Below are 9,742 nucleotides of genomic sequence, written 5' to 3'. Positions count from 1 at the left end.
AAAAATGAAATCATCAGACAATACATTTAGTGTAGAAAAGGCCGAAGAAAGTTCCGGGTTCCTATTGTGGCAGGTAACGAGTTTATGGCAAAGACAACTCAAGAAAGCATTGGAACAGTATGGAATAACCCATTCGCAATTTGTTCTCATGGCAAGTATCCACTGGCTTACCTTACAAAAAAAAGAAGTAACTCAGATTGGCTTGTCTGCACATACAAAAATTGACCCTATGACTACTTCAACCGTGCTAAGAACATTGCAACAAAAAGGGCTTATCCAAAGACAGGAACACCTTACCGATACACGCGCCAAAACCGTTGTACTAACCGAAGAAGGAAAAAAAACAGTCAAAAAAGCAGTAGTTACTGTTGAAAGTTTCGATAGGGAATTCTTTTCCGTTCTTGGTAATGAAACAGGAGAATTCAATAAAAAACTGATCCAATTAAGCACTTTGGGAATTACTGCCGAAAACTAATTACAATCTTAATTGGTGTTTTTTTCTTCTTATATCAGAACTGAAAAACAAAAAGAATGCGCCTGAATTCTCAGATTTGAATTATTTTTGTTTTATGGAAAATCTAATAAAACAAATAGCATTTATCAGAGAAATTGACAAATTAAAGTACATTCTAAGAAAAACGCGGCTTATCAACAGTGACCGACACGAAAACGACGCGGAGCACAGCTGGCATTTGGCTATGATGACTATAGTCCTGGCGAAACATTCCAACGAGCCTATTGATGTTTTGAAAGTGCTGAAAATGGTATTAATTCATGACATTGTAGAAATCGATTCAGGTGACATATTCCTTTACGATACTTCAAAAAATCACACAAATACTGCAGAAGAACTAAAAACAGCGGAAAGAATTTTTGGCCTCTTACCGCCTGAACAAACGGAAGAATTAATAACCATCTGGAAAGAATTCGAATTGGGTCAGACTGCCGAAGCCAAATTTGCCAAAACAATGGACAGATTGGAACCGTTACTGCAAAATACATCAAACAACGGTGGAACCTGGGCAGAATTTAATGTCAATTATCAAACGGTGTATGGCAAGAAAAAAATCATGGCGCAAGGTTCTGTAAAAATCTGGGAATTTGTAGAAGGTATTTTAAATGAAAGCGTTCAAAAAGGAATCCTGAAAAAATAAGGCTATACTTTTTTCTCCAAAACAATACCTGCTTTATTCAATTCTATTTTACAGCTTTCCAGCGTTTCAGCACATACTCTCGAATAATCTTCATTCGTAGCCCAAGGCTTGATACTCAGCTTTACTCCCGTTTCCGTAAGTGCCGCAACATCAACGGCCGGAGCAGGATCCTGAAGCACTTTTTCGTTATTCTTTAAAATAGTCAAAATAATGTCTTTCGCTTGCTTAAGATCATCATTATATGAGATCATAATGGGCAAATCGGCTCTACGGGTTCCTTCCAGCGAATGGTTAATGATATTTCCATTCGATAAAGCACCATTCGGAATAAAAATAACCTGATTGTTTGAGGCCGTTAATTTGGTTACAAAAATCTGAATTTCGGCAACGGTTCCGGAAACTCCCTGCACTTCAATGGAATCACCAACTTCAAATGGTTTGAAAAGTATAATGAGTATTCCACCGGCAAAATTAGACAGCGAACCTTGAAGCGACAATCCTATAGCAAGTCCGGCTGCTCCAATAATTGCAACAAACGAAGCTGTTTCTATCCCTAGTTTTGAGATAAATGTTACAAAAAGCAACACGCGTAAAAGCCATGTGGCAATATTGATAAGAAATTTGGACAATGTAAGATCCAGCTCTCTTTTTCGCACTTCTCTATTGGCTAATCTCCTGAAAAGATTAATCGCATAATGACCTGCAAAAAGAATAAAAAGAGCGGTCAGCAGCTTAGGTGAATATTCAACAAACGCATTCACGTTTTCAGTAATATAATTTATAGTTGTAATGAGTGCCATGTAAATTTGAAATTTATTTTTAACTGATAACGTAAGAAATTAAGATAAATTTTTCTCCATCACATAATCTTCCATCAAATAACCATTCCCGATTTCGATGTTTACTTCATCTACAATGGCAAAACCTTTGTACTTATAAAATTCCAATGCATTGTTAAAACGGTTTACATTAAGGAACAAATGTGTATTTCCTGCTTTCCTGCCGGCATTCTCAACTTCTTCCAGCAATAATTTCCCAACTCCTTTTCCTTGTGTTTCAGGCAAAACGTAAATCTTATGAAGTTTTGTTTTAGTACTGTTATTGATATTCAATTCGTAAGCACAGAAACCCAAATACTTTCCATCGTCTTCAATTAGCATGAAAACCTGGTTTTTCTCCAGCATCTGCTCTTCAAGCGAAGCAATATTGTAAAATTTATCCAACATAAAATCCAACTGTATTTTCGATAGGATTTTACCATATGTATCTGGCCATATTTCATAAGCCAATCTTTGAACAATGCCTAATTGTTCTTTTGTAGCAACTGTAATTGTCATATTTTTTTAACTATTCAAACGTCTTTGTTCTCTCGCTAATAATGTGTTTTTAAGCAGCATCGCAATGGTCATAGGCCCAACTCCGCCAGGAACCGGTGTAATAAAAGAAGCTTTTTTAGATACATTTTCAAAATCGACATCTCCTGTAATTACATATCCTTTTTCTAACGTTTTGTCTTCTACACGGGTAATACCAACGTCAATTACGACAGCGCCGTCTTTAACCATTTCTGCTTTTAAGTAATTTGGAACACCCAAAGCCGTGATAATAATATCAGCCTGAGTGGTAATTTGTGCAATATTTTTAGTGTAACTGTGTGTCAAGGTTACAGTGGAATTTCCAGGAAAACCTTTTCTTCCCATCAGAATACTCATCGGACGGCCCACAATATGGCTACGACCAATAACGACTGTGTGCTTCCCTTTGGTTTCTACTTCATAACGCTCTAACAATTCTAAAATTCCGAAAGGTGTTGCAGGAATAAAAGTCGTCATATCCAACGCCATTTTCCCGAAATTCTCCGGGTGGAAACCATCAACATCTTTGCTCGGATCAATGGCCATAAGAACTTTTTGTGTATCGATCTGATCCGGCAATGGTAACTGCACTATAAACCCATCAATGTCATCGTTATCATTCAGTTCTTTAATTTTCTTCAGTAATTCCGTTTCCGATGTAGTACTTGGCATTTTAACCAAAGTCGATTCAAATCCAACCAGTTCGCAGGCTTTTACTTTGCTTCCTACGTAAGTCAAACTCGCGCCGTCATTCCCTACAATAATTGCAGCAAGATGTGGCACTTTTTCACCGTTGGCTTTCATTTTATTTACCTCGGCAGTAATTTCCGTTTTAATGTCCTGTGATGTTTTTTTTCCGTCTAGTAGTTGCATTCCTTAAAATATTTGTTGTGTAGTTATTTTATTTAAAAAAAAGACGCGAAATATCGCGTCTAATTTATGTTATTTCATTCCCGGCATTCCACCTTTCATTCCGCCCATCATCTTCATGAGGTTCTTTCCTCCCGGTCCTTGCATCATTTTCATCATTTTGCTCATTTGGTCGAATTGTTTCATCAGTTGATTAACTTCTTCCAATTTACGTCCTGAACCTTTCGCAATTCTGTTTTTACGTTTGATATCGATAATAGTCGGTTTACTTCTTTCTTGTGGCGTCATCGAATGGATAATGGCTTCAATATGTTTGAATGCATCGTCTTCAATTTCAACATCCTTCAGTGCTTTCCCTGCTCCAGGAATCATACCTACAAGATCTTTCATGTTACCCATTTTTTTCACTTGCTGGATTTGGCTTAAGAAATCATCAAAACCAAATTCATTTTTAGCAATTTTCTTTTGGATTTTTCTTGCTTCTTCTTCGTCATATTGCTCCTGAGCTCTTTCCACAAGGGAAACAACGTCACCCATTCCAAGAATACGTTCGGCCATACGGGAAGGATAGAAAACATCTATCGCATCCATTTTTTCTCCGGTACCAATGAATTTGATTGGCTTATCAACTACTGATTTAATAGAAATTGCAGCACCACCTCGGGTATCACCGTCTAATTTAGTAAGAATAACTCCGTCGAAATTCAACCTGTCGTTGAATGCTTTAGCTGTATTTACAGCATCCTGTCCAGTCATCGAATCGACAACGAACAATGTTTCCTGCGGCTGAATCGCTTTGTGAACATTGGCAATTTCAGTCATCATCTCCTCATCGACCGCTAAACGTCCGGCTGTATCGACAATAACAACATTTAATCCGTTTGATTTGGCGTGTTTGATCGCATTTAGCGCAATTTCTACCGGATTTTTATTTTCCGGCTCCGAATATACTTCAACACCAATCTGTTCCCCAACTACGTGTAACTGGTTGATTGCTGCAGGACGATAAATATCACAAGCTACTAAAAGTACTTTTTTGTTCTTTTTTGTCTGAAGGAAATTAGCCAGCTTTCCTGAAAAAGTCGTTTTTCCCGAACCCTGAAGACCAGACATCAGGATAACAGTTGGATTTCCCGAAAGATTTACTCCGGCAGCATCACCTCCCATTAATTCCGTCAGCTCGTCTTTAACGATTTTAACCAATAATTGTCCCGGCTGCAATGTTGTCAATACATCCTGACCAATCGCTTTTTCTTTTACACGAGTCGTAAAATCCTTAGCAATCTTAAAGTTAACATCGGCATCAAGTAAGGCACGGCGCACTTCTTTAAGAGTATCTGCAACGTTTACTTCGGTAATTTTTCCGTGACCTTTTAATATATGGAAAGCTTTATCCAGCTTATCGCTTAAATTATTGAACATAATTTTATTTTTCTAAATGTGATGCAAAGATAATATAAAGTCGCAAAGTCGCAAAGTTAGTGAGGTGCAAAGTTTTAGTATTTTATCTCATTGACTTTCCCTACCGTGATCTTCCACGTGTTATACTACATCAACCACGTTGTGTAACGGGGTAAACGGGGTCTTTAACGTCAAATACCACGTCAGGCAACGTGGTAAATGGGGTTCTTAACGTCAAACACCACGTCAGGCAACGTGGTAAACGGGGTTCTTAACGTCAAATACCACCTCAGGCAACGTGGTAAATGGGGTTCTTAACGTCAAACACCACGTCAGGCAACGTGGTAAATGGGGTTCTCAACGTCAAACACCACCTCAGTCAACGTGGTAAACGGGGTTCTTAACGTCAAACACCACGTCAGGTAACGTGATAAACGGGGTCTTTAACGTCAAATACCACATCGGGTAACGTGGTAAATGGGGTTATCTTTCTTTTTTTTAAAAATAACAAGGCATAAAAAAACCCGAAGTAAAAAAGTACTCCAGGTTTTTCCTTAAAAAACAAAAAAATAATTATTCTGCTACTGGAGCAGTAGTACTTGTGGCTTGGGCCGTAACACCCGAATTTCCTCCTGTAAAAAATTGCCCCACTTCTTTGACTTTGGTCTCGAAGCCCTGAGCCTGTGTGCTGAATTTGTATTTTGCAAAATCATAGTCGGTAAGCGAAGCCTGATAGTTGTCCCAGTCGTGGAGTATCTTCGCATTACCCAGCCCATCTATTAAACTTTGCAGACGCTGAATACTTGTTTGCAAAAAAGCACGAGTATTGAAATCATTCTGAAACTCAGTCCAATCGACATCAGGACTGCTAAGGGAAGGCTGGCTGTCTCGGAAATCCTTCACTTTATTAATAATCAGCTTGTTTTGCTCGTTGACACTTCCGTATTGCTGGCGTTCTTCCGGCGATAAGTTGGCCACTTTTGGAGCCAAGGCAGTTTCCAAGGCATTCAGTGTAGTGTTCAGAGCTGTTTTTTCAGCATCTGTAAAATGACGGTTGTCAAAATTTGTAAATGGCATAGTATTATTTTTATAAGATTAATACTACAATATAATTTACAAATTGAATATAAACCAAGGAAGCCAGATAATTTTTAACAAAAAAAACGGGTTTACCGTAAATAAAAAAACTGCCAGAAACGAATCTCCTGACAGTTTTTAGTAAAAATCAAACGTTATTTGTAATTACACTGCTAGTTTGAGTGCTTCTTTATCGAATAACAGCTGCTTCCAAATTTTATAAGTGAAGCCGATAAGTGCCACATTTGCAACAAAAAGTGCGAATGTTAATGCCAGTTCGCCCAATTCTTCCGATTCAAGAAATAAATGGAATAAAAAGATATTGATGGTTAATGGCAATGCGATAATTGCTCCTATTCTGGCGAAAACCTGGCTAAAAAGCAACAATCCCGCTAAAAGTTCGGCAAAGCCAAGGAACTGCCAGAAATAATTTGTCTGTTTCATTCCGAAAATATAGTTTTTTATCATCAGGACTTCAGTGCTTGGTGCAACTACTTCTCCTTTTTGAACCTGTTCGATAATTGAATTAGGCGCAGGAATAGGTTTTGTAAACTTTCCAATTCCACCATAAATCATAAATCCGCCAACGAAAAGATTCAATACTATAATTAAAATTTTGATTGTTTTCATATCGGAAATTATTTTAAAATAGCATATTCAACTGTTGGGTTTCCTCTAACACCAGCTTCGTTTGTCATGGTAAGGAATCTCAATTTGTAGTAGTTACCTGCTGCGTCTTTTAATACATAGAAACGATCGTCTCTGATACTTGGCAATGAATTTGGACCACCGCCATTTCTCCAGTTCGAACCGATTTTTCTCTGGTCTGTTGCTGAAGCATCAAAACTAGTTTCTACAACACTTGCTTTTACAAAGCTCTCATAAGTACTCGCTGAAGTTAAAACCTGATATACTTTTGTACCGCCTTTCCTATTTGAAACGATAAAATCAGAGTATCCGTAAGTTACTTCAGTACCCATATTTAAGTAGTTTGTGAAAGTTGTGAAACAGACATCCCAGTTTGCTTTTTTAGGCTCAACAGCTACTGTAGCTCCAGAAGCCATACTAAAGAATGTAAAGTTGAATTCTGCATCTTTAGAGATTGTTTTTTCTTGGTACGTTGCAGAATTTAAATCAGCATACTGGATTTTGTAACCGTTTCCGCTTCTTAAAATTCTAACTTTTTTCCATCCTCTGGCATCACCGTCAATACTAACAGAACCTACAGCTGGCGTAGCTGTTGAAACAGCAAAACCCAGGTTTACTAAATATACTTTATTGTCAGCATCAGTCGCAGAAACCTCTGCAATTGCAGTCCCGATTCCTGCTCCGCCACCTGCTAAAACTCCTGTTGGGTTATCACAATATCCATTGCTTGCAGGGCTAGTTCCCGCACCAACAGACACATCAGTATCTGCAGTTTGTGTCAAGGTCATGTCAGTTGTTTCTAATTTTTTTACCGCCATTTTAAGGGATCCATTGATCACAACTCTAAAGTCTGAACCTGTAGAGAATCCGAAATCCCAAGAACCTCTGTTGATAAATGTCGATGACTGTCCGCTAAAATCCAAGTATACCTGATTTGGTTGGTTTGGCCCACCTACAGATGGTTTTACTTTGGCTCCGCTTGAAACTGTTTCTTCCGCAGGAGTATTGTCATCACTTGAACAAGAAGCAAGTGTCAGCAAAGCTGCTGTTAAAAATAAAAATGTTTTTTTCATGATATTTATTATTTAGAAATTAAGATTATACAATAGTTTAAAGAAATAAGATCGGCCGTACGCCAGCATGATTTGGGATGAAGTAGCATGTGCAGCTCCTTCATTTGTTCTGGTTTGGTTTATACTGGTTATATTCAGCAGGTTTCTGGCACCGATGGTAGCCTCCAGATTATCTTTGAAAAAAGTCTTTCGGATGGAAGAATCAAGCCAATGACTCGCGTCAATATTTGAAATGACATATGCTCCATTACCTTCTACAAATTGCTGTGACTTTCCATTATATTTATAATAGGCCGATACTGTAGTGCCCCATTTTGGAATAGTATAAGAAGCGCTGCTGTTGATATTGAAAGCATACAGGTATTTTTCACTGGAAGTAAACTTCTGGTTTTCTATTTTTTGTGAAATCCCTATTATCGAAGCGCCCAAGCTGAATGACCATTTGTCTTTCCTGAACTGGTTCGTTGTAGAGAAATTCCACATTTTGTATTTACTGATATTAATGTATTGGTATTCCGGGTTTCCAGTTTCGGGATTATCCCGTATATAAGCCCTGTCTATTCTGTCGTTTACATCCAGAAAGCTCCCTGTAAAAGTGTTTGAGATTTGTACGCCGGAATTCAAAAGAGCACTTTTTTTAAGGCTTGCTTCATAAGAAGTACTGGTTTCCGGGATAAGGTTTTCATTTCCGGCAAAGAAGTGCCCGTCAAAAATCTGTTTGGAATACAATTCATCAAAAGTAGGCGTCCTGAACGAGTTACCATACGAACCTCGAAGCTCGATTCCTTTCTCAAACAAATAGCGCAAGCCTAAGGAAGAGGCATATTGGTCCTTAAATTTAGATTGGACAGAAAACCGCAACCCCGGACGGATAGAGAATTTTTCGGTAGCCTTGATTTCTGAAGAAGCAAAAAAATCATAGTTTTCAATCGTTTTTGCCACGGCAACCCAATTATTGTTGGTTTCCTGAACTAGCGCATACCCTCTGTTATTTGTGATTTCATACCCCAATTGCAGATCGACCGTTTTGTCTGAAAAAAAGTTACTTAGTGTTCCTGTACTATAAATCACTTCCATAGACTGGTCTTTTTCAGCCACATTTACCATTTCTTTTCTTGTCTTCAGGTTGTATCTGATTTTTTCCACATCACGCCCTTGCTTCTGATGGGAAATGGAGACATTATAGTTTAATTTGGAAAAGATTTTCCCTGTAACATTCAGGTTGTGGAAATACCTGTTAACCAAATACTGTTTGTCATCACCATACTGGTAAGTCCCTATTTCGTCATTATCCCCGGATTGAACGGTGCTGTTGTAGAAATCTATATTTTCATTCAGGTACTCGAATTTGTAGAAAATCCTGAATCGCTTTTTTTGATAGGAGATTAATGCGGTTCCGTTTATTTGTTCTTTTGGCAGCCATCTGTAACCGCGACTTCCATCATTTACTCTGTAATTCTTTCCTTTTTTATTTTCCAAAAAACCCTGAAAATCATTACGGTTCCCACCAATGCTCACAAACCAATTGTCATTAATCGTGTGGGATACTTTTAAGGATTGGATGTGGCGGCCTTTATCGAAAAATGAAAACTCGTTTTTAACGGTTTCTTCCTGTGCTGAAACAATAATGTTCCATTTATGTTGTGCCGTTTTTTTTGTAATAATATTCAGAATACCGTTCACTGCGTTGGCTCCGTGAGTAACTCCCATTGAACCTTCTACAATCTCAATTTGTTCTACATCATTCAGGTTAATTTGTGATAAATCGGTATTATTTCCCAAACCGGTTTCGTTAACCAGAGGCACATTATCTACTAAAACCTTAAAATATTGGGCATCAAGTCCAAATAAAGACACTGTTGAACGGCCTGTGGTTCCATCCGGTGTCATAGTAATATTTAAATATTGGTTCAATACATCCGATAAAGTAACTGCTGCCAGGTTTTTAATATCGGTACTGGTAATCACCCGAACATTAAAAACAGATTTTTTAAGAGATTGAGGCTCATATTGCCCTGTAACAACAACTTGTTCCAAATTTTTAACTTTTGAAGAATCAACTTGTTTTTCCTGAGCCAAACCGATAAAAGCAGGATATATGAGTATAGTATAGAAAAGTATTTTTCTCATTATTTAGATTGGGTCTTAATAATTTTTTTTGCAA

At 37.8% G+C, this 9,742-nt stretch carries 10 protein-coding genes; 2 read left to right on the top strand and 8 right to left on the bottom strand.

What is annotated here, in order from left to right; all coding sequences use genetic code 11:
• Together ACRDEC_RS13525 and ACRDEC_RS13520 are read left to right on the top strand one after the other, a co-directional pair.
• Positions 1–475, top strand: a 475-nt coding sequence (locus ACRDEC_RS13525; protein WP_431498891.1) for a MarR family winged helix-turn-helix transcriptional regulator, incomplete at its 5' end; no start/stop codon positions are given.
• A gap of 94 nt (positions 476–569) precedes the next feature.
• Entirely contained in the window at positions 570–1,154 is a 585-nt protein-coding gene (locus ACRDEC_RS13520; RefSeq protein WP_431498890.1) for an HD domain-containing protein, read from the top strand.
• A gap of 2 nt (positions 1,155–1,156) precedes the next feature.
• On the opposite strand, the gene ACRDEC_RS13515 is transcribed toward ACRDEC_RS13520, so the two are convergent.
• From ACRDEC_RS13515 to ACRDEC_RS13480, 8 genes are all read right to left on the bottom strand, one after another.
• On the bottom strand, positions 1,157–1,954 hold the full coding sequence (locus ACRDEC_RS13515) for a mechanosensitive ion channel family protein (protein ID WP_431498889.1): 798 nt from the start codon (positions 1,952–1,954) through the stop codon (positions 1,157–1,159).
• Positions 1,955–1,993: 39 nt separating this feature from the next.
• Entirely contained in the window at positions 1,994–2,491 is a 498-nt protein-coding gene (locus tag ACRDEC_RS13510) for a GNAT family N-acetyltransferase (RefSeq protein ID WP_431498888.1), read from the bottom strand.
• 6 nt (positions 2,492–2,497) lie between these two features.
• Positions 2,498–3,382, bottom strand: a complete 885-nt coding sequence (locus ACRDEC_RS13505) for a bifunctional 5,10-methylenetetrahydrofolate dehydrogenase/5,10-methenyltetrahydrofolate cyclohydrolase (RefSeq protein ID WP_431498887.1) — start codon at positions 3,380–3,382, stop codon at positions 2,498–2,500.
• Between the two features lie 69 nt (positions 3,383–3,451).
• On the bottom strand, positions 3,452–4,801 hold the full coding sequence (gene ffh / locus ACRDEC_RS13500; protein WP_431498886.1) for a signal recognition particle protein: 1,350 nt from the start codon (positions 4,799–4,801) through the stop codon (positions 3,452–3,454).
• 552 nt (positions 4,802–5,353) lie between these two features.
• Positions 5,354–5,857 carry a hypothetical protein gene (locus ACRDEC_RS13495; protein ID WP_431498885.1) on the bottom strand — a complete coding sequence of 168 codons (504 nt, stop codon included), beginning with the start codon at positions 5,855–5,857 and terminating at the stop codon, positions 5,354–5,356.
• Positions 5,858–6,022: 165 nt separating this feature from the next.
• Positions 6,023–6,487: a DoxX family membrane protein gene (locus ACRDEC_RS13490; protein ID WP_431498884.1), complete on the bottom strand. Its 465-nt coding sequence runs from the start codon at positions 6,485–6,487 to the stop codon at positions 6,023–6,025.
• 8 nt (positions 6,488–6,495) lie between these two features.
• Positions 6,496–7,578, bottom strand: a complete 1,083-nt coding sequence (locus tag ACRDEC_RS13485) for an HmuY family protein (RefSeq protein ID WP_431498883.1) — start codon at positions 7,576–7,578, stop codon at positions 6,496–6,498.
• Between the two features lie 12 nt (positions 7,579–7,590).
• Complete coding sequence (locus ACRDEC_RS13480) at positions 7,591–9,708, bottom strand: TonB-dependent receptor plug domain-containing protein (RefSeq protein ID WP_431498882.1); 2,118 nt, start codon at positions 9,706–9,708, stop codon at positions 7,591–7,593.
• Positions 9,709–9,742 lie beyond the last annotated feature (34 nt).

The sequence above is a fragment of the Flavobacterium sp. genome (assembly GCF_050696275.1).
GTDB lineage: Bacteria > Bacteroidota > Bacteroidia > Flavobacteriales > Flavobacteriaceae > Flavobacterium.
This window is presented reverse-complemented; position numbering and strand designations above follow the sequence as displayed.